This is a genomic window from Kitasatospora sp. NPDC052896 (assembly GCF_044547075.1).
Taxonomy (GTDB): Bacteria; Actinomycetota; Actinomycetes; order Streptomycetales; family Streptomycetaceae; genus Kitasatospora.
In genome coordinates, this window is the sequence record NZ_JBITZU010000005.1 from 332,960 (window position 1) to 356,843 (window position 23,884).

The following is a 23,884-nucleotide window of genomic DNA, read 5'->3' on the forward strand; positions in this document are numbered from 1 at the left end:
TCGATTTACTGGAAGGGCTGGATGGTGCCGTCGGGGCCGTAGGTGGATGCAATCCGGAAATCCCATCCTTCGTGTGCCAACGTGATTTGCTGGAGTTCGACCCCGTTGGCTCCGGCGTCCAGGTCGCCAAAGGCGAGGGACGTCGGCCAGGCGTTGTAGATGCGCCATCCGGCCTTGTAGGTGACGGTTTGAGAGGTGACCGGATGGTCCAGTAGGTAAATGTCGATATTGGCCCGGAATTCGTCCCGGCCAGTGGATCCACCCGAACCCTGCTGGACCATGAAAATCTGCTGGACCCAGCCGAAGATGTCACTGTCTCCGCAGATCAGGCCACGTGACAGCGTGATCGGGGCAAAGTCAGACTGCCCCGGCATCTTCTGGGTGGTCGTATTCATGCCGCCCTGCCTGTACACCACCACGTCGGTGGTGATGCTCAGGCCGGATATGCTCATGAACCCCATCTGGGGCGTGCGGTCGTCCAGGTCCGAGTAGTGAATGAATGCCTGGAACTTGAAATTCCTGAGCGGATCCGTTTGTACATGAGAGAACGACGGCTGCTGGCTGGTGGTCGAGTTAACCATGGCTCACACCTTTAGCCGGTCGGGAGGTTACTGACGGCGGTGGATACGCCGCCCTGGTACTGCGAGATCTGAATGACGATGTACTCGGCGGGAGACTGGAGTGCCACGCCGACAGTCAAATGGACTTCGCCATTCGCCACCGTCGAAGGCGTATTGTTGGTGTCATCGCAGACCACGAAGAACGCCTGCGACGGAATGGTCCCGGCAAGCTGCCCGCTCATCATGATGGTGGTGAGCTGCTGGGTGACGATGCCCGAGATCTTCTGCCACAGCTGAGGGCCGTTGGGCTTGAACGCCGCGAAGCGCGTGGTGCTGACCAGAATGTTTTCCAGGTAGGTGAGCATGCGCCGGATCGGAATGTACCGGTCGGGCATCCCAGCCTTGATCGTGCGGACGCCCATGATGCAGTACCCGGCCTGCGGGACCGGCCGGATCACGTTGAACCCCGCGACATTCAGGGTGTCGAGCTGATCGTTCGTGAAGAGCTGCTCGACACCGACCGCGCCGACGATGGCGTAGTCCGTCCCGGCCGGCGCCTGGTTGGGGCCGACGTTCGAGTCTGCCTGCGCGAACTGCCCCATGACACTGCCCCCCGGCGCGAGCATCCGCGTCGAGGAGACCGAGGTACCGGCCGGATCCGACACCTGCACCCACGGTCCGTACATCGCCGCGTACGAGGTCGCCGGCTGATAATTGCCGGGCGGCGTCGCAGCGGGGAGCAGCAGCAGGTAGCTGGAGGTGGCGGTGCCGGAGTCCGCCGGGGCCGGGACAGAGGGCGCGTCCAGGACGAGGAACGCGGAGCCGCGTTGCGTCACCCAGGCCATGGCGGCGCTGATCACCGACTGGTCGGGGATGCCGCCGGTGCTGGCGCTGTTGCCGCACAGGTTGATCAACAGGACGTCTTCGATCGCGGCGAAGCCGTTGGCCAGGGTGGTGGCGAGGTTGATGGCCTGGACCCCGTCGGATCCGCCCGCGAGCTGGACGCCCGTGGCCAGGACCGGAGTCCAGCTGGCGTCGGGCGTCTGCCCCGTCCCCTGTGAGGTGCCTGTGGGGGGCAGCAGGTTGGCGACCGTGATGTAACTGGACCCGGACAGTGAGGAGTTGACCATCGACACGACGTAGCGCGGGTCGGTGGGGACCAGTGATACGTCCTGCCAGCTCTCGACCAGGGAACCCTGTGCGGTCGATCCGCTCTTGACGAACAGGTGGAACCGCCCCGGGTTCCAGCTCTGCACCAGGTCCACGTAGATGCTGTTGCCGTACGCCCCCACGCCCTTGGAGGTGATCTGAAGAGCCGGGACCGCAGTGTAGGGGGCGAGAGTTGAGAAGGTCGGCGGTGTGGCGATGCTCGGGCCGGCCGACGTCCCCTTGTAGGGAACAACCTGGAAGGTGTAGGTGGTGCCGGGAACGAGGCCGGTGAACGTCGCGGTGAGGTTGCCGCTGCCCTGCGCCACCCACACCGACTGGGCGACGGCGCCGGGAGTGTTGGCCGTGCAGGTGACCTGGTAGGCGTCCACGGAGTTCGCCGGCGTCAGTGCGGGCCACTGAATGCCGATCGCGGCCTGCTCCGGGTTGATCACGGGGGCCGTGACCGTGGCCAGGACCACGCCGGTCACCGCGCTGCTCGGAGCCGTGCCCGTGCCGGTCGGCGCCGAGCCGGCAGGAGTAGGGGTCTGCGTGGTTCGCGCCGGGATCGGCACGTTGAGGATCGTCGTGCTCGCCGCGACCGCGTCCGCCGCCGTGGCCCGCTGCACCCACGCCTGGGTGCCCCCGTTGCTGAAGTACTGATAGACCTGGTAAGGTAAATAATCGAGCCCGGTACCGAACCCCGCGTAGAGGCTCATGAACTGAGCCCAGGACGTGACCTTGATGGGGGCGCTGGGGCCCGCATTGTGCGTACCGACGAATGCCGCAATCGCGGTTCCTGGAGCCGTCGTGGGCTGCGGAAGCGGCAGCAGGGTTTCCGATATGTAGACACCCGGCCGCTTGTACGGGTAGGCCGGAGTAGGTGTGCTCATTTCAGCTCCCGGATATCGCGAGTGCGAGGGTCTGCTGGGTGACCTGTGGTGGCGTGTCGGAATCCGAGAGGCCGAGAGAGAATGACGGGGGCGGGGTGGGCGTCGTGACCGACGGCGTCCCGAAGACGACACCGGTCTCGCTCACCGCCAGGCCAGCCGGCAGCGCGCCGGAGCGGAGCGTCCAGTTGTAGGGCGCGATGCCGCCGGTGGCGGCGAGCGAGTACAGGTAGGGCACGCCGACGATGCCCGGCGGCAGAGCGTTCGCGGCCGGAGTGAGCATCGCCGGGGCCGAGACGATGACGGGATCCAGGGGTACGACCTGCCCGTCCCGGTAGGCGCCCGCGTCCACCAGGCCCAGCAGGACGCGCTGGACAGGCGGCAGCTGGTCGACCTCGGACAGGAAAATCTCGGCGGACACCCTGACCGACCACGCAGCAACGAAGAGCCTCTTGCCGAGCTCGTCCTTGGACTCGGTGCTCTCGGGACCCCCCAGGATGTCCAACCGCCTGGTGGTGCCGTCCTGAGGGACCGACAGGTAGCCGAACCGGGGAGGCAGACAGTCGAACTGGAGCAACTGGCCCAGCAGTTCAGTCATGTGGGCCTGCTTCCGCGCGTACACCTCGATCTGGTAGTCGAGATTCAGCGGGATCGGCGTCTGCGCGGAGTACGGCGACTGGGACGGATCGTTGATGTCGGCCCACGGCGCATAGCCCTCGGGCGCGTAGCCGAGCCGCACGTACCCGCGTGACTCGCGTTCCTGCGCCCGGCTAATTCCCGCGTGCGAGATGAGGATGAGTGGGAATCCGGCGTCCGCCAATTCGTATTCGGGATTCTTGAATCGGACGGTCACGGTGCGCCCTTGTGGTCCCGTTGTCGCGTCATGGACGGACAGGCCCTCAAGCTTCTGCTTCAGGGCTCCGTCTTCGTTCATGAGCAGCGGCACAGGGGGCTCCGGTTCGGCTGATGTCGGTCGCACTGCCAGCGTCCCCGTTTGGAAATACCGCCGGTTAATACTGCAACCGCATCTGGGGGTTGTGGTCTCGGCGTCAGTAGGTGTTGGCGAAGGGCCCGGTACCAGCTGTGTAGGTGGTGCCGGGGGTGATGGTCGGCAGTGTCCCGAAGACGCCCGTCGTGGAGCCGGTGACGAAGCCCTCGGAGCCGCTGCCGAACGCCAGGAACTTGGCGGTGGTGCCGTTGGATTGGAGTGCGATGTGGTAGACGGCGGGGCCGAGGACGGTCGCAGTCGACGTGAAAGGCAGTTTGAGCTTGGTGTTCGCCGAGCCCGCTGTCGTCCCGGAGAGGGTCGAGTTGGCGACCACGCTGCCGGTCGAGTTGTAGAGAACGCCGATCCAGGAGTCGGTTCCGCCGGTTGTGCCGACGCTGACCATGACGCCGGTCAATGTGACCGTGAAGGGGATGAGGACGGCCGCCCAGTAGATGGTGCCGGCGACCATGGTGACGGAGGTCCCGGAGGACACGTTCAGAGTGTTGATCATTCCGCCGGTGCCGAACGCCGTGAACCCCGTGTGCACCGGTGTGATGCCGTTGACCCCGGCGGCCTGCCACGTCACGTTGCCCGCACTGTCGGAGGTCGCCACATAGCCCGAGGTTGGCGAGGTGGTCAGGGCCAGCCCGGTCGCGGTGACCGTCCCGGCGACGTCGAGCGTGCTCCCGGGGCCGTTCTTTCCGATGCCCACGCGCACGTTGCTCGTGTCGACACTGAGGGCGGTGCTGGTCTGGGCGGCATTGTTGAGCTGGACCGCCGTGGTGCTGTCGCTACCGGGGTGGTAGACGAGCGCCCCAGTGCCCTGCGTCTTGATCGTCAGCCCGACATTGGTGTCCGAGCCACCCGCGACCAGGGCTGGCCTGTTGCCCGTGCTGTTGTTCTGCACGCTCATGTAGTTCACGGCACTGCTGGTTTCCGTGATCCCCAACACGGTGTTGCCGTTGGAGTCCAGGACCCCGGGGAGCCGTGGCGAGCTGCTGAAAGTCTTCGCCCCGCCGACTGTCTGGGTACTCGTCAGATCCACCCAGTTCTGCGTCGCCGACCCCGTGCCACCGGACCCGATGGGCAGCGGGGTGGACAGGGTGACGGCGCCGGTGGCCCGGGTGACGGTGATCGGCGAGAACAGGAAGACACCGGTGTCCGAGTACGAGTTCAGTACCCAGTTCGTGCCCGCGTTGGAGCCGGTCTCGGCGTCACCGGTGCCGCCGGCTGCCCACCGGGCGACGCTGCCGGTCAGGATCTGGTGGCGGCGGGAACTGCCCGCTGCGCCGTTGATGTCGAACCCGGAGATCGTGCCAGTGCCGCCGCTCGTTCCGGCGGTCGCGCCCCCGGCAAACTTGGCATTCGCGTCGAACCTGACCGTCGAGGAGATCTCCCGCGTGTTCGGGTCGTGTTCCAGCAAGTTGTAGCTATTGCGGAGCCCGGCACCCATCTGGTTGAACCAGTAGGTGTAGGTCGACGGCGGGGACTGCGGCACCAGAGCGTAGTTGCAGTACGGAGTGGCGCGCATGTCGAACACGTTGTTGTTGGTGACCACGATGTTGGTGTTCGTGGACGTGTTGTCGAGCAGGATCCCGACGTTGTTCGTGGCGTCCGTGCTGCTGATCGCAGTGATTCCGTCAGCGAGGTACTCGGTGCCGCACGCGAAGATCTGGTTTCCGATGATCGTCACGCCCTGAGCACCGGTGAGGTACACGCCGGCACGGGCGCACTGGTACAAGGTGTTGCTGGAGATGACGAGGTCGGTGGCGTATGCGGTCGGGGCGTTGCGGGCGCTGGTGGGGTAGCCGCCGATGTAGATCCCGGCCCCGTTGGCGTCTGAGGGCTGGTCGGAGGCGCCCCGGTAGTAGCCCTGGTCGACGGTGTTTCCGACCACGCTGCCGTGAGACGGGGCTTGATCCAACATGATGCCGTTGAACCCCACGTTGATCACCGTGTTGCCAGTGCACGAGAAGTAGGTCGGGCCGATGTCGGTGAGACTGTGGCTGCCGTCGTCAAAGCCGCTCAACCAGATGCCGTTGTAGCAGACCGTGTCGATGGTGTTCCCGACGCACGTCACCTTGCTGTTGCCACGCGAGATGCTGACGCCGTTGTCCGCCGACCCGTACACGTAGTTGCCGAGGAACTGGACGTCCTGGCAGTAAATGAACCCCACGTCTTGGTTGTTGATGAACGAACAGTCCTCAACAACGACCTTGCCGCGCACGCCACCGATCCGCAGTGGAAGGGCGGAGCAGTTCTGCACGGTGCAGCGACGCATGGTGAAGTTCATCAACTGCGCCTGGCCGGAGCCGGTCAGGTCGAGGTCGCCGGACAGGTAGACGGCGGTCTGCGCCCCGGCGCCGGACGTGGTCCGCGCGCGAGTGGGGACGGTCGGGGAGCTGCTGACCGGACCGAGGAAGGTCAAATCTTCGATCACGAAGTTGGTGAAGGCGACTGTCTTCCCGAAGACAATATCCCCGGAAAAGTTGATCGACACCGTGGTGCCTGGCTGCCCGCACAGGACCACGTTGGACTGTGGGGTGATGCTGGTCGACAAAACCCATGCGCCGTTGCCGAGCCTCACCCGGCCGCCGCCGGCTGCCGACACAGCGGAGATCGCCGTGTTGATTGCCGCAGCGTCCGTGGCCGGTGCCCCGGACGCCACGCAGAGCGTTTCGGGTGCGAGCGCGTTGTACGCCGCCGGCACCGAAGCCTGCCCCGTCCCGCCCTGATCGATCGGCAGCGCCGAGGCGAGGTGCGTAGAAGTGACCTGCGGATCTGCTGCCGTGCCACCACCCAGATCGCCCGCGAGCTGAACGAGGCCCTGCGTGCTGCTGGTTGCTGGGGTGGGGAGTTGCCCGACGACCGCCGCATCAGTGCTGGCGATACCCGCCGACACGGTTGTGATTCGCTGGCTGTTCAGACTGACGGGTGCGGTGGGCGGCAGGACCTGGTCCAGGCGCGGCATCGCGTGAACGTGGCCCGCATCGGCGGCCCGTCCCACGGTCCCGGCGGCCTGGACACCGAGCGGCGCGATGTCCGTTGCGGTGCCGTCCAGCTGGAGCAGGCCGGGGTTGGTCGTCGTGCCCGACGGAAGCTGGGACCAGGCGGCCGAGGCCGGGCCGCCGGCCGTCAGCACGTCACCGGCCGCAGCTGTCCCGCTGACCGCCACGCCCTGGATTTTGCTGACGGACGGTGCTGGATAACTGCCTTCGAGGTCGCCGGACGAGGGGCCAGTGGGCGGCCGGCTGTTGGTGACGGCTGGGTCCGTGCTGAGGAGGTAGGCGGCATTGGCCCGCGCGACCTCGCTCGTGATGCGGGAGTCCGTGTAGGCCTGGGCGGCGGCCTGGGCGTTGGTGGCCGCGCCGGCGGGGTCGGCGGTGACGTCCGTGTAGGTCAGGGTGATGCTCTGCCCGGAGTGCCCGTTGACTGTGGTGGGCGGCCCTGGGGGGCCCGGCGGTCCGGGCACGGGCAGGTACTGCCCGCTGTAGGGGGAGCGCGGGGCTATCTGGGAGATGTCGACGGCACCGGGGTTGGACGGCAGGAGGATGTTGTAGGTGCGCGTCTGCGCGGGCGGGGGAGGCCCGGTGTAGGTGGTGATCGCTGCGGAGGCCGGCACCACCGCCGACAGCGACTCCTGGACTTGGTACGTCCAGCCGGCGGGCGACATAGCGCTGTTGTCGGTCGCGATCAGGAAGATGTTGAACTCGCCGTTGGCGTCGAGGGTCACCGTGGCCGGGAGCGCGGAGATCGTCGTCGAGTTCGGAAGCGTCAGCGTGGCCGGCGGGGTGAAGACGAGCGTTCCCTGGAGAGGGTTCCCCTCCGGGTCCACGTACCGCCCGGTGAGGTTCACGCTGGCGATTCCGGCCGGAAGCGCGTGGGGGGTCGTCATGACCTGTCCGTTCGTTCGGAGGATCAGGAGAACATCGCCCGCTGCATGGTCTCCGGGCTGACGAAGCTGTACGTGTGTGTCGAGGTGTCGAGGTGAACGGTCAGCCCGTAGTCCGGCCGCTGAATGATGGTCCACGCGCTGTTGATCGTGTACGGCTCCGACAGGTACAGCTGCGGGAACGCCCACGTGTAGATGAGATTCGTCGCCACCACGTTCGCGTTCGGGGCGATCGAGGAGTAGTTCGTCGGACTGATCCCGTCGTACCCGTCCAGCGCGTAGATCAGCGCCAAACTTTCGACCATCTTGAAGTACATATTCATCTGCGTCTGCGTGGCCGTGGAGAAGTCCACCTGGTTCGCGGTGAAAATCTTCACCCCGAGGGATTTCCGGTAGGCCACCGCGCTGTCGGCACGCGACTTGATGGAGAACATCCCCGCATACCCGTCCACGTAGCCGACCGCCGGGGTCGTGTTGACCACCCAGGACTCCAGCAGATAGAAATCTGCCGTCCCCATGTGCGTCGGCAACCCCTCGGGGTTGTACGTCGGATCGATGTTCGGCGACATCACGTCATCCGGGTTGAAGGCGTTGACGATCGCCCCCATCCCCTTGCTGTGGATGTAGTCCAGTACCGCGTTCAGCCGGGCACGGGGAACCTGGAAGTCGTAGCCGGAGCAGTCGAGGAAAATCTGATCCGCCCCCGCCGTGAACCACTGATCCGTGAACGCTTGAATCTGGGCGACCGTGAAATTGTCCGTGCTCACGCCCAGATCGATATAGCCGAAGATCTTGATGCCCGGATTCAGCACGCGCATCTGCGCCATGATCGCCATGGTCGAGGCGTAATAGGTGTTTGTCGGCTCCTCCAGGCCGGCGCCGAACACCACGTAGTCCCACCGAGAAAAGAGCTGGCTGGCGTAGTCGTTAGAGTAGGTGCCGTTGACGGCCTGCGGGACACCGTAATAGATCATTAGCCTGTGCGGTGGGCCGTCGTTGCGCGGCCCCACCGGGCCGACCGCGCCTTGCGGGCCCGGAAGCCCCGCAGGCCCTGTCGGACCCACACCACCAGTTGGTCCCGGAACCCCCGGCACGCCCTGAGGCCCAGCCGGTCCAACCGGCCCGATAGCACCCGCAGGCCCGGCCGGCCCTGACGGGCCGACCACCGGCAGATACCGCCCGGCATACGGCGTCGCGGGCACCAGCTCCGAGAGGTCCACCGTCGGCGGATCCTGCGGCAGGAGAATGTGGTACTCCCGCAACGGCGAACGCCGCCCCGGAGTCGGCACAGCCGTCGGCGACGTGATCCGCTCCGTGACACGGTACGTCCAACCGACCGGCGACATACCACTGTTGTCATTGGCGATCAGCCCCACCGCGAACTGCCCGTTCGCATCCAACACCACCGTGGCCGGCTGCTGCGCCATGGCGTGCGCACCGGAGAGCGTCAGGGCGTCGGGCGGGGTGAACGTGACACTGCCCTGGAGAGGGTTCCCCTGCGGGTCCACATAGCGGCCCGTGAGGACAGTGCTCGCGACCCCCGGCGGAAATGGCGGCGACGGCGTCGTCATGAGTCAGCTCCCCCTGCGCGCAGACGTCAGGCTTGCGCCGGCACCCGCAGGACCACCGACCACGCCGGCTCCTGGGGGACACTGCCCACGCTCGGCTTGCCGACGGCCACCCACACCGCCGGGCCCGCCTCATCCGCCCAGTTGACAATGTCCCCGCGCGCATACGTCGCCCCGGCCATCCACGCGCCTCGCCAGGCCGCCAGGAAGGTGCCCGCCGGACCCTTCGGCCCGGCCGGACCCTGCGGCCCGGCGCCAGCGCTGTGGTGCGCCACCGCCTCCTTCAGCCAGTGCAGGTTCTCCCGGACCGAGCTGTAGAAGGTGGCCGCGCCGACCTCCGGCGTGGCCGGCGGCTCGGAGATCATCGAGGACTCAGCTCTGGTCGTGGTAGATCTGTCCATGCGTCAATTCCTCCGGAGCACCTTCCAAAGCGTCCGCGAAAGTCGCCTGGGTGTACTCGTTATCGAAGCTCGGATCCACCAGGTAATCGCGGAAGATCGGATCATTGACAAGCTCGTCATTCATGATCTGCACCGCTGAAATCGTCACAATAATGTCGCGCCGCCTGATCTGCCCATGGATATCCACGTGTCGGACACCGAACACGATGTTGTCGTACGTGATCCGGTCACGCTGGAAAACCCCGTGCTTGAGGTCGACCTCGGTGAGGCCCGCCTTGGCGAGCTGGTCGAACTCGCAGGTCACCGTGAGCGTATCCATGATGTACAGACCCGCATCGCGCGGCTCCAGATTCGCCGCCTCATTGTGGTCCACGTGCAGTGCGGGAATCTGCCAAGCCCCGTAAAAGGCCTTGCCCGTTCCGGAGCCCTCGTCGTACACCGGATGCATCTCGCTGGCGTTATAGTCGAAACGCCAGTAGGTGAACGAGTCACCAGCATTACGCTGCCACGCCCGCAGACCGCGATGAATCATCGTCGTCTGCGTGTTGACGTTCCACCGGCCCCGCTTCCAGCCAATCCTTCCGCGCACAGCCCCTACCCCCAAACACCCGGCAGCCACGGCGACGGAATCCCCGACTCGTCCGCGTACTCCTCGCCATCGACTGGCGGCAGCAGCCGCTGCGGCAGCGCCGTATCGTCGTACTCGCGCTCCTTGAACAGCGGAACAAGACGCCCCGTGGTCTTCGACACCCGGCGCAGCGTGAACATCTCGATGCGGTTCAGCCCGACGTTCAACTGCTCACACAGCTGGTTGTACCGTCCAGTCAGGCCCGTCGTGGCTGTGCCGATGTGCTGCATGAGCTGCTGGTACACCTGTGCTCGGTGGACGTTGGTCCCCTCCGCCGTCGCAATGTCGGGATCGGTCGAAGCGTCCGTCGCCATCGTCCACAGCACGTTGATGGCCGCCAGGTAGGCCACCAGCGGCTCCTCCACCGCAGGCAGAGACGCCAGCGTGATCGGCTGGTTGTCGTAGCGAATGAACCCGTGCTCGTCTCGATACCGCGTGGTGATCGTCCGACCGTACGTGTGCTGGTTCAACGCGTCCGTGATGTACATGGTCAAGTCGGCGTCGGAGAACAGCCCCTGGCTCCGCCCCTCCACCCGCAGGCTCTGCCCGTGATGCAGAGGCGCGTAGGCCGGATTGATCAGGACAATCCGGCCCTCCCCCACGTCCAGGACGTAGTCCGTCCCGGGCACCAGCAGAACCCCCACCGGCGGCGTGCCGGCCGTCACCGTCACCGTGGCGTTCGCCACGCCGATCTCGGACAGGTCATAGCTGGACAGCTCGTCGCCGCCCAGGAAGGTGTCCACGAAAGGGCTGCCGAAGTCCCCGACCTCGGACCTGATCCGCTTGATGAGCGCCGCAGTCGTCGTCATCGTCAGCTCGTGGAAAGGCTCATCGACAGCGACCCAACCGCGATCTGAAGCGCCTGGTTCTGCACCGTCGTCAACGGCGACGCCAGATTCCAGGTCATCAGGCACAACCCGTTGGAGCCCGTCATCCGCGTCACCATCGCCGCCGCCTGCACCGACGTGTTCAGCCCCGACGGGTCAGCAAAAGGCCCGAACTGGATCAACACGCTGTTAGAGATCGACCTGGACCCTGAGTCCGGCGCAGCCCACGGAATCGGCTGCCGGGCATACCCCGTCCCCGACACCTCCAGGCTCGCCAGCGTCGCCATCGCCGTCTGCCCGTCCACCACCGTGCTACCCAGCAGCATCAGGTACGACGTCTTCGGCTGCGCATCCCCACCCTGCGACTTCGCCGCCCACTCCGCGTCCAACAGGCTCGACTGGCCGGCCAGGTAGGCCAGATCACTCAGCGCACCACTCAGCGCTATGAACCCTGACACTGCCTACCCCCCAGTGCTCTGCGCGAGATACTGCTCCCACTCCGGCGGCTCCTCACCGACACCGAAGAACTCCAGGAACTGCTGCATACGGAACTGCACATGGTGCGCCCCGACCACCCCGTCCCCGGTCCTCTCCAGCCACAAGAGCACCGGCGACTCCTCGTCCAACGCCCCGATCCCCGGCGTCCCACCCTCGAAGACATCGAGCAGCCGGAACTGACGCACGACCTCGCCGCCGTCGACCGCAACCGAGGCCGTCAGCATCCCCACCCCGGACCCGTAGTCCTGAAGCAGCTGATACCACCCGCCCCGCTCCGGAGCGACGCCGGCCTCCGCCAGGGAGACCGGACCCGCCTCAACGTCCGCCACGACACTGCCCCCTTAGAGCCACTGCCCGACGTAACCGAGGTTGTGCAGGTGCAGCGCATGCGCCAGCGGCAGCCGGTAGGCCTGCCCCTCCTTCAACTCCTCGTAGACGTTGCCCTGCCCGATCGTCACATGCTCCAAATCGCACACGAGACGAACCGTCGCGAAATCAGGCGCGATCTGCACCGGAGCCGCCACATCGTCATCCCCCTCCGCAGCCGGCGGCACTGCCTCCCCACCAGCAGTCAGATCCACCGGAACATCAAGATTCGCGGCGGCAATCGCATTCCGCAGCGAAACCTCCTGCTGCTTCGCAAGAAGCTCCTCCTTGTGCTGCTCCATGAGCTGCGCCTTGCGTCGGCCGGTCATGTCCTTCGGGCTGGTCCGAGTGCGGGCCTGTGCGACCACGTTCTTCTCCTAGCTCTGGGTGCCTGGGGCGAAGACGAAGACACTGCCTTCGCCCCGTGAGGTGTTCCGTCAGTTGGTGACGCACTGGACTACGGCGTAGTCCGTGATGAGGCCGAGGCCCCAAATCGAATACCATGCCAAGGCGTGTTCGCGCGATCTGTTACCCCTCCGAATTGCTCCGGAGTGGGCTGGTCATTTCTGCCAGCCTCTGCATGTCTCCATGCAGACCCGAGCACATCTTCGCCCACGTGGGGCGTCCCGTGCATGCTCTGTGAACCTTCCCGTCGGCTTTCGCCAGGCGGGCTCGGCTGCTGATTTTCCCTACCCTCGTCTTCTCAAGCCGTCGCGCTCGGGCTTTCGCCCCACGCTGTGGCGCCGAGGTCTAGCAGGAGGTCCCAGCAATTCTCGGGATTGTCACTGACGGATTGCTCCGTCAGGCGGCCAATGAAAAACCGAAGTCGAGCACGCCGCCGTCTCGGAGCTCCACCGGGAGGGAGATGGCGTGTCCGGCGGCATTATCCCCGATTACTAGAGCCCTGAAAAGGCTATTCGTCGGGGCGTTCGGGTTGGCTGGAGTGGAGGTAACCGCCGGTATGGCGGGGACGCTGCCACTGGCGGTTCGGGCGGGCTGACCCTGCCAGGCCTGGGAGTTCCCGACCGGGATGGTCGTGCCCAGCTGAGTGGTCGGAGGCGGAGGGTTGATGTTGCCCTGGAATACCTGCGTGGTCTCGATGAAGACGACGTCGTTAAGACGCCCGATTTCGCCGAGCATGAAGTTCCCGGGAGCCGCATATTTTGTTACTTCTATGAACTCGGGATCATCACGGAGACGGCGCGACTGGTGAGGATGTACGAATGCCACGTACGTTTCCCCGAGGCGCGGAACATTCTTCGTGGCCAGGGTTTCCACGGCATCCTTGACGAGCGCCGCCGTGAAGTAAAACCCGCCGTTCGCCGACATGGTCGCCTCGCTGTCAGCGAAGTAACCACGGTCGTACGGGCTGAGCTGCGTGCGCGGGAGCGTGCCCGACCAGTTGGCCAGCTTGTCGTACCCGTACAGCACCGAGGGTGCACCGAGCAGAACGTCACGGCACTGCGAGTCGAGGTACTGCGCCATATTGCGTCCGAGGAGGCGGGCAGCCGACGCCATGACGTCGTCGAACGAGCTATTGAGGAGCAGCTCGGTGACGGCGACAGCGAAGCCTTGCTCGGCGACTGTGATGGTGATCTGCTCGGCAGTCAGGGCGTGGGTCTCCATGCGGACACCCTCGACCAGCTGCTGAGCACCGTCCAGCGACCGGTACCTCATGAACGCGACCGTCAAGCCAGGCGCGGTTCCGAGTTCGGTCTTCTTGCAGTCTGTTACCCCTCCGGATTTCTCCGGAGTGGCCAGGTCATTTCTGCCTGGCTCTGCATGTCTCCATGCAGTTCGGAACTATATCTTCACCCCAGTAGGGTGGCCCGTACATAGTCTCTGAACCTTCCCGTCGGCCTTGGCCAGGCGGGCTCGGCTGCTGATTTTCCCTACCCTCAACTTTTCAAGCCGTCACGCTTGGACTTTGGTCCTACGTTGTGGCGCCGAGGTCTAGCAGGAGGTCCCAGCAATTCTCGGGCTGTACTCTGACGGATTGCTCCGTCAGGCGGCCAAGTCGACCATGAACTGTTCGAACCGAAGAATCGGCATCGCCTGGAACAGAATTTCCTTGCTCCAGATTTGCTGAATGCCCGGCGTGAGCATCGAGGACGACGACGCGGTATACGCCGTCGGAGTGGGGGACAGAAGTGGCGTCCCGGTTATGCCACTTGCCATTGTCTACCTTCCTAGGTAGGGGTTGGACGGTCAGTCGAAAAGACCGCGATTTCCTGCCTCGCTCGCGGCCCCGAGGAGCTGGGAGCGGTACTTCTTGAACTCGGACATGGGCATGTTCTTGATCTGCTCCGGCGTGTACTGTCGAGCGCCGCCGTCGCTATCAAGAGGTCCGTGTGCGGTGAACCCGGTCGGTGCCGTTCCGCGCATCTGGGAGCGCTGGGCAACCTGCGCCTGCTGGACCGATTGGAGAATGGCCTCCGTCTTCGCCTTGAGAGTCGCAATGGAGGCGTCGATCTCCTCCCGGGAGTTGCCGTTGACCAGGTCGACCAGCTCGGGCGCGATGGTCGAACGCTCCTGGGCCAGGCGCTCCTGGGTGTAGGCCGCGAGCTGTGCGAACTCCGCCTCCTTGGCCAGGGCGGCCCGCTCGACCTCCCTCTCGCGCTGCAAGGTCTCGAACCTGCTCTCCCACTCCTTGCTACGGGCTTCGAGAAGCTCGCGCGCCGTCAGCTCGGCCTCCTGCTCAGCCTTCTGGCGCTGCGCCTGCTCCTCGGCCTGGCGGGCCCGGTCGGCTTCCGCTGCGGTCTCCCGTGTGGCGGCGTCGTTCCGGATCTGCTTCAGCTCGGCCTCGACGGCAGCTGCTCGTTCGTCCGCCTTGGTGATGCGGGCGTAGAGCTTGGCCTTCTCCTCCTGGCGCACTCGCTCCAGGTCGGCGGTGGTGAACCGCTGCTCGCCGGCCGACGGGGATGGCGGGGTCAGGACAAACGTTTCCTCGGCAGCGGGTTCGGCAGCCGGGGTTTGGGAGTTCGGGTCCTGCACTACGGGGTTGTTCATGGGACTTCCACTTCGGTGTTAGTCCGTGTCTGCGTCCGGGTTTCTCCTCTGGGCGAGTTTCGTCCCTTTGGAGAGCGTCACGAGTTCGTTCAATATCGACTGACTGTCCTTGCCGCCTCCGAGGCCCGGAAGTCCGGGCAGCGGGCCGGCGGGTCCTGCGCTTTCCGAGGCACTGCCTTCGGCGCTCGCAGGTGCGGGGGCTTCAACCCCTTCCGGTGTGATGCCCGTGGCTCGCATAATGGCACCGTTGATTTGGGCGCGGATATATTCGAGCGCGCCGTCCTCCTTGGCCTCGGTGAGCTGCTCGTCGTAGATCTCCTGCATCTTGGCGTCCGGGTACATCTCGCCGAGGTCGCGGAGTGCGCCGCGCTTGGATTCCAACCCGAGTGAGAGCTTTACCTGAATCTCGTTCAACTTGACCAGCGCGTCGACCGGCAATGGAGGGGGCCAGTCAACGGTGATGTCGTAGACCGTCGGGTCGGTCGGATCGAGCAGCATGGGCTGCTCGTCACTGGTGCGGACGCCCTCGGTGTCGGGGTTGTATCGCAGCGTCTCCGGCTCGTACAGGAAGAGCGTGCGGAGGACGAGCTCATTGATCTTCCGGAAGCCGAGTGTGTAATTTACCTGCTTCAAGCTGTACCGGGACATCATGCTTTGGAAGGTCGTTGCCAAAGCGACCCCCGATGTATTCGAGATAGGCTGGACTTGGCCTAGCGCTGTCTCGGGTACACCGGTCAGCTCGTGCATCGAGCGTTTGATCAGCTCAAGGTAGGCGAGCGGCCCGTTGAGGTCGACACCATTCTCCAAATTGAAGACATTGGCGTCCTTGGGAAGTCCGCCCCAGACCTTGCGGGCCCCTTTCTCCAGGTTGCTCGCCTTGGCCCCTGTGATGATGGTAACCGGGGCGGCATGGTAATTGATGATGTCGGAGATTTCCGTGCACTTCTCGTTGTACTCGCGGTTCAACGGGATGATGTCCACGATGTCCGAGAGGCCCCAAGGGGAGCCGGAGATCGCGATGTTCCGGATGTGGACGATGGGGATCATCCCGAGTGGGTTCTCCCGGGCATCGAGGAGCTCGTCATTGACGTACTCTTCGATGTACTCGTCGGTAATAATCTCCGTGTAGGTGAATATCTGGCGCGAGCCTTCCAGGGAGGTCGCATAAAACTTGTACTTGATCTTAAAGCGAAGCAAGCGGTTTGATCACCCCGAGGGGTAATCGGTCCCGGTCGTGCGGGTGGAACTCCGGAAAACACTGTGCAGCGTTTAGCGGGAGTATCCTCACGCGACCGGGATGCTCATTTCCTGCCGGGTCAGACCACGGCGCCTCGTAGGCAATTTTGACAAAGCAGTCGCCAGCGACCCCGCCGTTCTCGCCCATCTGCCAGAGCGTCGACTTCTTGTCATTGTCGATAGACCAGACGCGTTCGAGCAGCGCGGGGATGATGTGCTCGAATTTCTTGTCGCTCTGGAAGTTGACGCCGCGTCCGAACGTGAAGTTCGTGATGTACCTGGAAAGCGCGGCCACATAGTTCACGGTGATGTTGGGCTCGCCGGGCTCACGCTTATACGCCCAGTGGTATCCCAGGTAGAAAGCCCAGTGATTCGAGTAGCGGTTCAGACGGGGGCCGTGGACTTCGAATTCCCCGGTAACTCGTCCGCCAGCTCAACCAGGCCGAGCGGTGAGATAGAGATCGTGAGGTCACTTGCTGCGGCGCGCATACTGGGCGAGACAAAGGCTATGGACATGAGGCATCACCTCCCTTCTGTGTTGGCCTGCATTACGTCGGCAGGGGGAGTGCGGCGCCAGACCACGGGATCGTGACGGCGTAGATCCGCGTGGGGTTGGAAGGGTGGTCGTCATCGTCGTTGTAGATGACGCTTCCGGAGGGGAAGTGGTAGACCTCCGGGCAGTTGACGTACTGGCGGATCACGTTTGTCGCGTTGGCCGGAATGGTCTCCATGAACACGAGCGAAAATGTGAAGTCGACTGACCACACGGCACTGTAGGCGCGGTTGGCGAATGTCGCCCCGCCGTCAGTGCTCATGTCCAGGCTCATCGCGAGCGGCACCACGTTGGCGATGGGTGGATTAGTGCCCGGAATGGTGTCGGGCTCCACATTCCAGGTCCCGGTCCCGTACGCGATGAGCAGCCGCTGGTAGTTCTGCGGCGGGATGGTGAGGGATTGGATGAGGTGCGCGGTGCCGGCCTGGCTGGCGTTGAAGGAGATCAGCGGGTCGTACTGCGCGGTGTAGGCGTAGGGGACGTGCTGGAGCGCGGCAATCTGGGCCTGGAGCGCGGCGATCTGGCTCGTGTGCGTGGCCAAGGTGGAGGTGAGGCCGGCGACCTGGCCGTTGACGTTCAGCAGGTTCTGGCCGGTGGTGGGGGCCGGGGTGGTGCTGCTCGACCCTGAGGTGAGGATGAGCTTGAGGAAGCTGTCGATGGCGTCGGCCAGGCGGGCGACGTCCGACGGCACGTCAGGAAGGTCTCCCTCCGCTGGGAGAGGGAGACCGGCCCACGGCGTCGGAGAGGCGGGCATCAGTCGACGCGGGCGTAGTTGTTGCGGGCGTGGTGGCCGTCGCCACGGTCGACTTGGAGGTAGCTCTGCTCGGTCTCACTGGCTCCGGCTGCCATCTGGCTGATGAAGGTGGGCGCCTCGGGCCAGCTGGCACTGCCCGCGTGGGCGCGCTCGCGCAGGGTCTCCTCGGGCGACTTCTCGAAGACATTTGCGTTGTGGTTCGCGCGGCCGGGCGGGGTCTGGTAACCCTGCATGGCACCTCGGGCGAACTCGGAGGGCACCGCACTGTCGGTTGCGAGGCCTTCCTGGAACCGCAGGGGGCCGCGTCGTGCGCTGTTTTGGGCCTGCTTGGTTTCGAAATACCGGTCGGCGGACTCCCTGAATTCGGGGTCCGGCGCGAGGGGGCTTTGCGCCACGGCTCCTCCTGTGATGAGACGGCTCACTGGGAAGCCTGATCCGGGGGTATTTGAGCTGGGTAATTACCAGAGGGAGTGGGTCATCTCGGCCTCGGGCATCGTCATCTCGGCGGTGAGATAGAGGGCATTGGAGAGCGAGTCCACGTAGTCGTCGTGGGCGGCGTCGACTTCGGGTGCCGCGACGATAATGTGGGGGCCCGAGTAGTTGAGCTCGGCGTCCTCCATCTGCTGCCGGAAATTGCGCCAGACGCGGAGTTGGCGCGTCCGCGCGTGTGCCGGCCAGGCGAGCAGGCCCTTGTTCATCAGGTCCATCATGTGGCTCCAGCGTTTGGTCTGGCTGGTGCGGTCGCTCTTGAGGTCGCGTATGTCTGCGTAGGGCATGAGCACCCTGAGGCGCTGTGCGACGACGTCGCCCAGGCCGCCGACGTCGATGCCTATGGCCATGACGCTGTAGTGGCTGAGGAAGTCCACGATGCGGAAGTACTGGGTTTCCCAGTCCTGGCCTTGCAGGTCGAGCCAGTTGAGGATCCTGTGCTCGAATTGACCGTGCTCGTTGGGGTAGTCCCAGTTCACCCAGACCACGGTGACGATGGTGCTGTCGGTCTTTCTGGCGGGGTCGATGCCGACGACCAGGGGGGACTTGTGCCAGTCGGTGACGACGCGCATTCCTGTGTCGCCGAGGGCGTCGAACCGATCGCTCGTGACAAGCATTCCCTTGTCGAGGAGCCAGATGAGCCGGTAGCTCAACTTAAATTCGTCGCTGTCCTCGCCGAGGCGTGCCATCTCGGAGCGGACGAATTTGCCGTAGCGGGGGAAGTGCTTGGCGACTTCCTTCCATTCGACCTGGAAGTGGTCCTGGCGCTGCCCCTTGCGTGCGGCGTTCCGCTTGTTGATCTGGATCTGGGTGTAAAATCCGGACTTCTGGTACGTGGGGGTACCAGTCATCACAATGGAGCCCGCAGTGCTGGTCAACATGGGGGCAATTGACTTATTCACTACCTTGTCATCGGCTGCCTGGCATTCATCGATGACGCACAGGTGGTAGGTCTGACCCTCGATCGCGGCTTTCGGATGTGCAGTTTGCTTCCGGATGAGGCTGCCGCACTTCTTCAGCTTGATGACCTTGCCCCGGCCTTCGAGCTTGTCGTCAATCTCAGGGTCGGCGAGGATTTCCTGGGCGCGCTCGGAAGTGAGGCGGGAGACGATGCGAGAGAACAGGGTCTCCGACATTTCATCAGTGGGCGCAAAAACACCGACCCACAGGCCCTCGCTGAACTTTCCGAGCAAGTCCGGGAAGACCTTGGCGAGGCGCGGGAGCATGATGACGGCGCCGGCCACGGTGTCCGCGATCGTCTCGCTCTTGCCACTCTGGCGGGACCACAGCGCGGTGATCTTGGCACTGTCCTCGATGATGAGCGACTCCAGTACCCGTGCTGCGAACGGGCGTTGATAGGGCCGCAAGGGATGGCCGCTGAGCTCATCGATGACCAGGAGCACCTTCTGGACGATCGTCGCCACGAGCTCGGACCGGCCCGCCGGCAGCGGGCCGGGGCCGTCCACGGAGTCGGTAGGGGTCGCCATGCGGCGACGCTAAAACCGGGCAAAATCGGGCAAATAATCTGTGACGTGGCTCTCAACTGCCGATTAATGCGGCGAGCATTCGGCAGTTGGCTCTAGGCTCAGACCGTGTCCGACACCACCACCAGCTTCGACCCGGCGCAGTACTCCTACGGCCGGCCCGTGGTCGACACCCTCGGCCGCGACCTGCGCACGCCTGACGACCTGCGCATCGCCTTCCTCAAGCGCTACAACAGCGAGGACAGCAAGAGCGACTACGACCTCGCCGTCCGGCAGTTCTTCCTGTTCATGCGCGTCTTCCAACCGGACACCCCGGTCTTCTCAACCACCCCCGGCCACGTCGAAGCGTTCCGCGACTTCCTCAGCAGCCCGCACCCCGACGGCCACCCGGAGTGCAACCCGAGGTGCGCACGGTCCTTCCCCAACACCACCCGCTCCAGCGACGTGAAGATCTCTCGCCTGTCCTCCTACTTCCGGTACTGCATCGGCCAGAAGAAGATGAAGGAGAACCCCGTCGTCTCCACCCCCGGCAGCCGAGACCGCGAGCCCCAGGGCGCCAAGGAGATCCTCCTGCCCGCGCAGATCGAGGAGATGCTGGCCGCCGCGCGCAAGGAGAGCGACCGCTCTCTCGTGATCGTCGCCGTGCTCGTCGGCATGGGCCTGCGCATCAGCGAGCTGCACCTGGCGCGCATCGAACACATCCGCCGCTACAAGGCCGGCTGGACGCTCGACGTCCACCGGAAGGGCGCCAAGATCGAGAACGGCGCCAAGATCGACACCGACATGCAGACGCTCGACATCCCCCACGCGCTCGTGCCCATCTTGGAGCCGTACCTGGAAGGGGTCACCGAGGGCCCACTCATCCCCGCAGGCCGCTTCGACAGAGCCAGGAGCACCAGGAGCCCGAAGATGCTCAGCGTCCGCGCGATCTTCGACACGGTCGTACGCCTCGGCGCCATCGTCGCCGCGCACCTCAAGTTCCATCCCCATCTGCTGCGGCACACCGCGATCACGCTCGCCCTCACCGATCCCGCCGCCAAGTCCGAACGGGTCGCCGCCTACTTCGGCCACGCCAACACCGCGACCCTGCGCAAGTACGACCACCACCCACGCCTGCCCGACGCCGGCCACCACAAGAACCCCGTCGGCCTGGACTGGGCAACCCAGAAGGGCACCACCACGAGCCCCGCACTCGCGTCCTAGCAAATATCGGCGAAAAGCCCTCCCCTCCTACCGTGAGGTATTCGGTACGAGAGGAGGGCTTTCGCTGTGGCACGCCGCAAGATAGGCCTGGGCCCCCAGAAACCCACCAAGGGCACCAACCCCGCCCGCGCGAACGGCAAGGGCATCAACGCCCTCTTCAAGAACACCACCCAGGCGCAGCCGCCGAAGCGTCGGCCGCTCGGCCATGGCGGTCTCACATACCCGCAGCCCGAGACCCGGGCGCAGCGCGCGGAGCGATTGAAGAACCAGGGCGTCACCCCGAGGCGCTCGCAAGCCGAGCGGGCCCTGGAGGAGCGCGGGATCATCGGCCCGGCAGGCCGGCCCACCAACATCGACTCGTTCAACAAGCCGTCCAGCAAGTCCGAGCACTCCCAGGAGGAGATCCGCCGTGCGGTCGACCGGGCCTCAGCGGCACTGAGCCTGGAGACCCAGGAGGCGCTGCGCAGAGCGGATTGGTACTCGGATACCTCGGCGCTGCTGCCAGTGCGGCCCACCAACACGTCCGACCCGGGCCGGCCGCGAACGTTGGCGGCCGGGTTTGATGCTCGCTCTGGGACGCTGTTCGTCCGGTTCCGTGGTCGGGAGCTCGCGCCCGGGGTCTACGCGGAAGGCGTCGGCTACGAGTACTACAGCGTCTCTCAGGGGGAGTGGGACGCGTTCCGGAACGCCGAGTCCCCGGGCGACTACATCAACAAGATCCTCAACTCGAAGCCCTACACCCCGGCGACGTGGTGAGGCGCATGCTGATCCGACTCACCCGCTGTCAGCGAGACTGGCCGCGTCGGTACAGGACGTTCCACCAGGAGCTCGCGCCGCCGTTCCGGCGAGCAGAGTCCGTCCTGGTCCTGCGCCTGGGCACCAGGGGGCTCGTGCTGGGCCGCTGGACGTCCAGGAGCGCCGACTTCGAGCAGGCTGCCACACAGGCCCTGGGCGCGCGTGAGGTGCCCCTCGAAGAACTGTCATTCGAGCACTTGCGGAGGCGCTGATGTGGGACGTCATGGGGATCTTTCTGATCCTGGGTGTGGCCGTTGCTGCCCGTTGGGCCGGGAGCCGGCCGACGAGACGCCAAGGCAGTGATGCGGCTGTTCCGTATTGCCAACACCCGCTCTGGGCACAGACGGTGGAGCGTACGGCTAAGCTGTCCACCTCACAGCTGGCCGACTGGGGAACGGCGATCAGCGGGCACGCCATGCGGCTCTTGGAGCAGGGTAGTAGCGAGCAGGAGAACCAGGACCAGGCGGACGAGCTTGTGCTTGCCGGCGTCAGCCTGACGGCCATCGGTCAGGAGCAGAAGCGCCGGCTGACCAAGCAGGGGTAAGCCCCGCCCACGTGGCCTTTCGGCGCTTGAAGGGCGGGGCTCAAGGGGGGCACAGGCAAGGCATTTGGCCGTTAAGCGTTCATCGTGATTTGAGACCTAGTGTCTTACGAGAAACGCAACGGGCCCGTACCCCGGGGTCAGCCTACCCGGTGCGCTGATGGGGTGAGGAGGCGTGTGCCTGGGCGAGATCGCGGTAGCGCGCAGAGTGCCGAAAAGATTGCGGACGCCGAGGTGCGGCGCACTCTACAGCCTCGTGCTGGACGGGGCTGCGTGTTTGCCGATGTTAGCTGCAAACGCCTGAAAGCGGGCAGTTGCTCAGTTACTGTGGGTTCTGTGTTTGCAGCAGAACGTCGCCAACTGATCATGGAGATGGTGCGCGCCAACGGAGCCGTGTCGCTCCGAGAGCTGGCCCGCGTCGTCCAGACCTCCGAAGTCACCGTCCGCCGAGATGTCCGATCCCTGGAAGCTGAAGGGCTGCTCGACCGCCGGCACGGCGGTGCGGTGCTCCCCGGCGGCTACAGCCGGGAGCCCAGCTACCCGCAGAAGACCCTCCTCGCCGCCGCCGAGAAGACCGCCATCGCCGATCTCGCCGCCGGGCTGGTCGAGGAGGGTGACACCATCATGGTCGGCGCCGGGACCACCACCCAGGAATTCGCTCGGCGCCTCGCCCGCATCCCCAGGCTTACGGTCGTCACCAACTCCCTGTTGGTCGCGCAGGCTTTGGCGCACGCCAACCGGGTCGAGGTGGTGATGACCGGAGGCACCCTTTGCGCTCCCGCCTACGCACTGGTCGGCAGTGAGGCTGAGCAGGCGATTGCCGAGCTGCGCGCCAGCAAGGCATTCCTATCCGGTGGCGGTCTCAGCGCCGAACGCGGACTCTCTACCGCCAACATGCTCTGTGCGAGCGTGGATCGAGTGCTGGTTCAGTCGACCGCCGAGATCATTATCCTCGCCGACCACACCAAGATCGGCACGGACTCGATGTTCCAGACCGCGCCGACGGAGACGATCACACGGCTCGTCACCGACGGGCACGCAGCCGCCGAGGAACCAGTGGCTCGCGAGCTGGACCTACTCGCCCAACGGGGCGTCCAGATCGCCCTCGCCCCGGTCGGGCCGCCAGCCGAACCCCCCATCCACGACCGAGTGCCCCCTGTGGCCAAACGCCGCCTGGGCTTACCTCTTCCCGCCCCGCGTCGCCCCGGCCTGCCGGATCGCCTCAATTAGGCCCCGGCTCACCGCAGGCGGTGACACCGCCGCGCCCCTTGCCGGAGGAGCGCGGCGGCTGTGTGATGTCAGAGGAGCGACGAAAGGACGTCCTCCGGGAAATGGCCGAGCCAGAACGCGCCCGTGGACGCCTCCTCGAACCCTTCGAGGGAGCCATCGTGGACCAGCAGCTCGGTGGGGGCGATGTACCCCTCGCCCGGATCGATCCGCACCCGGATGACGCTGAGCTGGTCGCCGCGTGCGACGTACGCACGCCCGTAGTCGGTATGTGGGGACCTGTCCTCGGCGTAGGCGTCCGGGTCGACCTCCCGCAGCACCTCGACGCCGTCCAGGCTAGCAACCAGCAGCCAGCGCGGGCCGGGCCCGAGGTTGACCATCAACCTGGGGCGCGATTCGAGACGTTCCGAAGACGACATCCGGTCCCAGTTGTCGACGTGCAACCCGATGTACTTCTCGATTTGCCGGTTCACCGTCGTGGTCAGCGTGCCCCCGTCCTTGCGGACCCGGCCCAGATAGTGAGCCCCTGCGGTGTACGGCGCCAGCGCATCCGTGGTCAGCTCCGTCAGGTGCCCGAATGAGAGGATGCGCACGCGTCGGCGCACGTCCGGCTCACCGCACAGGCCGCGCGCCTCATCCGGCGTCAGGTCCCGCCAGGAACCGTCCGGGAGGATCGCCCCGGGCTCGTGATCCATATCGACCCCCTCTACGGCCAGCCGTGTACCACCGAGCTGGCACCGGCCGAGAACCACTTCGACTGTGGCCTCGCTGGAGAACAACTTCACTGCTCTGCCCTCTCTCATGGATAGACGTGCGGCGGCCCGCCTTC

Annotated in this window: 24 protein-coding genes; 4 read left to right on the forward strand and 20 right to left on the reverse strand. The window is 65.3% G+C overall.

Annotated elements, in window-relative coordinates; genetic code table 11:
* Window positions 1-5: 5 nt before the first annotated feature.
* From ACIGXM_RS14300 to ACIGXM_RS14390, 19 genes are all read right to left on the reverse strand, one after another.
* Window positions 6-581, reverse strand: coding sequence for a phage tail protein (locus tag ACIGXM_RS14300; protein WP_396560490.1), 576 nt, complete (start codon window positions 579-581; stop codon window positions 6-8).
* Window positions 582-592: 11 nt separating this feature from the next.
* Window positions 593-2,425 carry a fibronectin type III domain-containing protein gene (locus ACIGXM_RS14305; protein ID WP_396560492.1) on the reverse strand — a complete coding sequence of 611 codons (1,833 nt, stop codon included), beginning with the start codon at window positions 2,423-2,425 and terminating at the stop codon, window positions 593-595.
* A 175-nt stretch (window positions 2,426-2,600) separates the two neighbouring features.
* Window positions 2,601-3,542: a putative Ig domain-containing protein gene (locus tag ACIGXM_RS14310; protein ID WP_396560494.1), complete on the reverse strand. Its 942-nt coding sequence runs from the start codon at window positions 3,540-3,542 to the stop codon at window positions 2,601-2,603.
* Window positions 3,543-3,645: 103 nt separating this feature from the next.
* Entirely contained in the window at window positions 3,646-7,317 is a 3,672-nt protein-coding gene (locus ACIGXM_RS14315) for a right-handed parallel beta-helix repeat-containing protein (RefSeq protein ID WP_396560496.1), read from the reverse strand.
* Between the two features lie 185 nt (window positions 7,318-7,502).
* On the reverse strand, window positions 7,503-9,047 hold the full coding sequence (locus ACIGXM_RS14320; protein WP_396560498.1) for a hypothetical protein: 1,545 nt from the start codon (window positions 9,045-9,047) through the stop codon (window positions 7,503-7,505).
* A 26-nt stretch (window positions 9,048-9,073) separates the two neighbouring features.
* Window positions 9,074-9,445, reverse strand: a complete 372-nt coding sequence (locus tag ACIGXM_RS14325) for a hypothetical protein (RefSeq protein ID WP_396560500.1) — start codon at window positions 9,443-9,445, stop codon at window positions 9,074-9,076.
* Complete coding sequence (locus tag ACIGXM_RS14330) at window positions 9,417-10,034, reverse strand: hypothetical protein (protein ID WP_396560502.1); 618 nt, start codon at window positions 10,032-10,034, stop codon at window positions 9,417-9,419. The genes ACIGXM_RS14325 and ACIGXM_RS14330 overlap by 29 nt, the downstream gene beginning before the upstream one ends.
* A 5-nt stretch (window positions 10,035-10,039) precedes the next feature.
* Window positions 10,040-10,882 carry a hypothetical protein gene (locus tag ACIGXM_RS14335; RefSeq protein WP_396560504.1) on the reverse strand — a complete coding sequence of 281 codons (843 nt, stop codon included), beginning with the start codon at window positions 10,880-10,882 and terminating at the stop codon, window positions 10,040-10,042.
* Between the two features lie 2 nt (window positions 10,883-10,884).
* Window positions 10,885-11,358 carry a hypothetical protein gene (locus ACIGXM_RS14340; protein ID WP_396560505.1) on the reverse strand — a complete coding sequence of 158 codons (474 nt, stop codon included), beginning with the start codon at window positions 11,356-11,358 and terminating at the stop codon, window positions 10,885-10,887.
* Between the two features lie 3 nt (window positions 11,359-11,361).
* On the reverse strand, window positions 11,362-11,727 hold the full coding sequence (locus ACIGXM_RS14345; protein WP_396560507.1) for a hypothetical protein: 366 nt from the start codon (window positions 11,725-11,727) through the stop codon (window positions 11,362-11,364).
* Window positions 11,728-11,739: 12 nt separating this feature from the next.
* Window positions 11,740-12,132: a hypothetical protein gene (locus ACIGXM_RS14350; RefSeq protein WP_396560509.1), complete on the reverse strand. Its 393-nt coding sequence runs from the start codon at window positions 12,130-12,132 to the stop codon at window positions 11,740-11,742.
* A 433-nt stretch (window positions 12,133-12,565) separates the two neighbouring features.
* Window positions 12,566-13,525 carry a N4-gp56 family major capsid protein gene (locus ACIGXM_RS14355; protein ID WP_396560713.1) on the reverse strand — a complete coding sequence of 320 codons (960 nt, stop codon included), beginning with the start codon at window positions 13,523-13,525 and terminating at the stop codon, window positions 12,566-12,568.
* Between the two features lie 243 nt (window positions 13,526-13,768).
* Window positions 13,769-13,942, reverse strand: coding sequence for a hypothetical protein (locus tag ACIGXM_RS14360; RefSeq protein ID WP_396560511.1), 174 nt, complete (start codon window positions 13,940-13,942; stop codon window positions 13,769-13,771).
* Between the two features lie 30 nt (window positions 13,943-13,972).
* Window positions 13,973-14,773 (reverse strand): hypothetical protein, encoded by an 801-nt coding sequence (locus tag ACIGXM_RS14365; protein WP_396560513.1) that lies wholly within the window; start codon window positions 14,771-14,773, stop codon window positions 13,973-13,975.
* Between the two features lie 18 nt (window positions 14,774-14,791).
* Entirely contained in the window at window positions 14,792-15,970 is a 1,179-nt protein-coding gene (locus tag ACIGXM_RS14370; RefSeq protein ID WP_396560515.1) for a phage portal protein, read from the reverse strand.
* Complete coding sequence (locus tag ACIGXM_RS14375; protein WP_396560517.1) at window positions 15,957-16,313, reverse strand: hypothetical protein; 357 nt, start codon at window positions 16,311-16,313, stop codon at window positions 15,957-15,959. The genes ACIGXM_RS14370 and ACIGXM_RS14375 overlap by 14 nt, the downstream gene beginning before the upstream one ends.
* Before the next feature lie 244 nt (window positions 16,314-16,557).
* A complete protein-coding gene (locus ACIGXM_RS14380; RefSeq protein WP_396560519.1) occupies window positions 16,558-17,253 on the reverse strand; it encodes a hypothetical protein in 696 nt (231 codons plus the stop codon).
* A gap of 62 nt (window positions 17,254-17,315) precedes the next feature.
* Complete coding sequence (locus tag ACIGXM_RS14385; RefSeq protein WP_396560521.1) at window positions 17,316-17,549, reverse strand: hypothetical protein; 234 nt, start codon at window positions 17,547-17,549, stop codon at window positions 17,316-17,318.
* A 225-nt stretch (window positions 17,550-17,774) separates the two neighbouring features.
* Window positions 17,775-19,292, reverse strand: coding sequence for a terminase large subunit domain-containing protein (locus ACIGXM_RS14390; RefSeq protein WP_396560523.1), 1,518 nt, complete (start codon window positions 19,290-19,292; stop codon window positions 17,775-17,777).
* Between the two features lie 105 nt (window positions 19,293-19,397).
* Between ACIGXM_RS14390 and ACIGXM_RS14395 the strand changes: the two genes are divergently transcribed.
* From ACIGXM_RS14395 to ACIGXM_RS14410, 4 genes are all read left to right on the forward strand, one after another.
* Window positions 19,398-20,492 (forward strand): tyrosine-type recombinase/integrase, encoded by a 1,095-nt coding sequence (locus tag ACIGXM_RS14395; protein ID WP_396560525.1) that lies wholly within the window; start codon window positions 19,398-19,400, stop codon window positions 20,490-20,492.
* A 66-nt stretch (window positions 20,493-20,558) separates the two neighbouring features.
* A complete protein-coding gene (locus ACIGXM_RS14400) occupies window positions 20,559-21,248 on the forward strand; it encodes a KTSC domain-containing protein (protein ID WP_396560527.1) in 690 nt (229 codons plus the stop codon).
* A gap of 250 nt (window positions 21,249-21,498) precedes the next feature.
* Window positions 21,499-21,831 (forward strand): hypothetical protein, encoded by a 333-nt coding sequence (locus ACIGXM_RS14405; RefSeq protein WP_396560528.1) that lies wholly within the window; start codon window positions 21,499-21,501, stop codon window positions 21,829-21,831.
* Between the two features lie 333 nt (window positions 21,832-22,164).
* Window positions 22,165-23,058 (forward strand): DeoR/GlpR family DNA-binding transcription regulator, encoded by an 894-nt coding sequence (locus tag ACIGXM_RS14410; protein WP_396560530.1) that lies wholly within the window; start codon window positions 22,165-22,167, stop codon window positions 23,056-23,058.
* 68 nt (window positions 23,059-23,126) lie between these two features.
* On the opposite strand, the gene ACIGXM_RS14415 is transcribed toward ACIGXM_RS14410, so the two are convergent.
* Window positions 23,127-23,840, reverse strand: coding sequence for a hypothetical protein (locus ACIGXM_RS14415; RefSeq protein WP_396560532.1), 714 nt, complete (start codon window positions 23,838-23,840; stop codon window positions 23,127-23,129).
* Window positions 23,841-23,884: the final 44 nt, after the last annotated feature.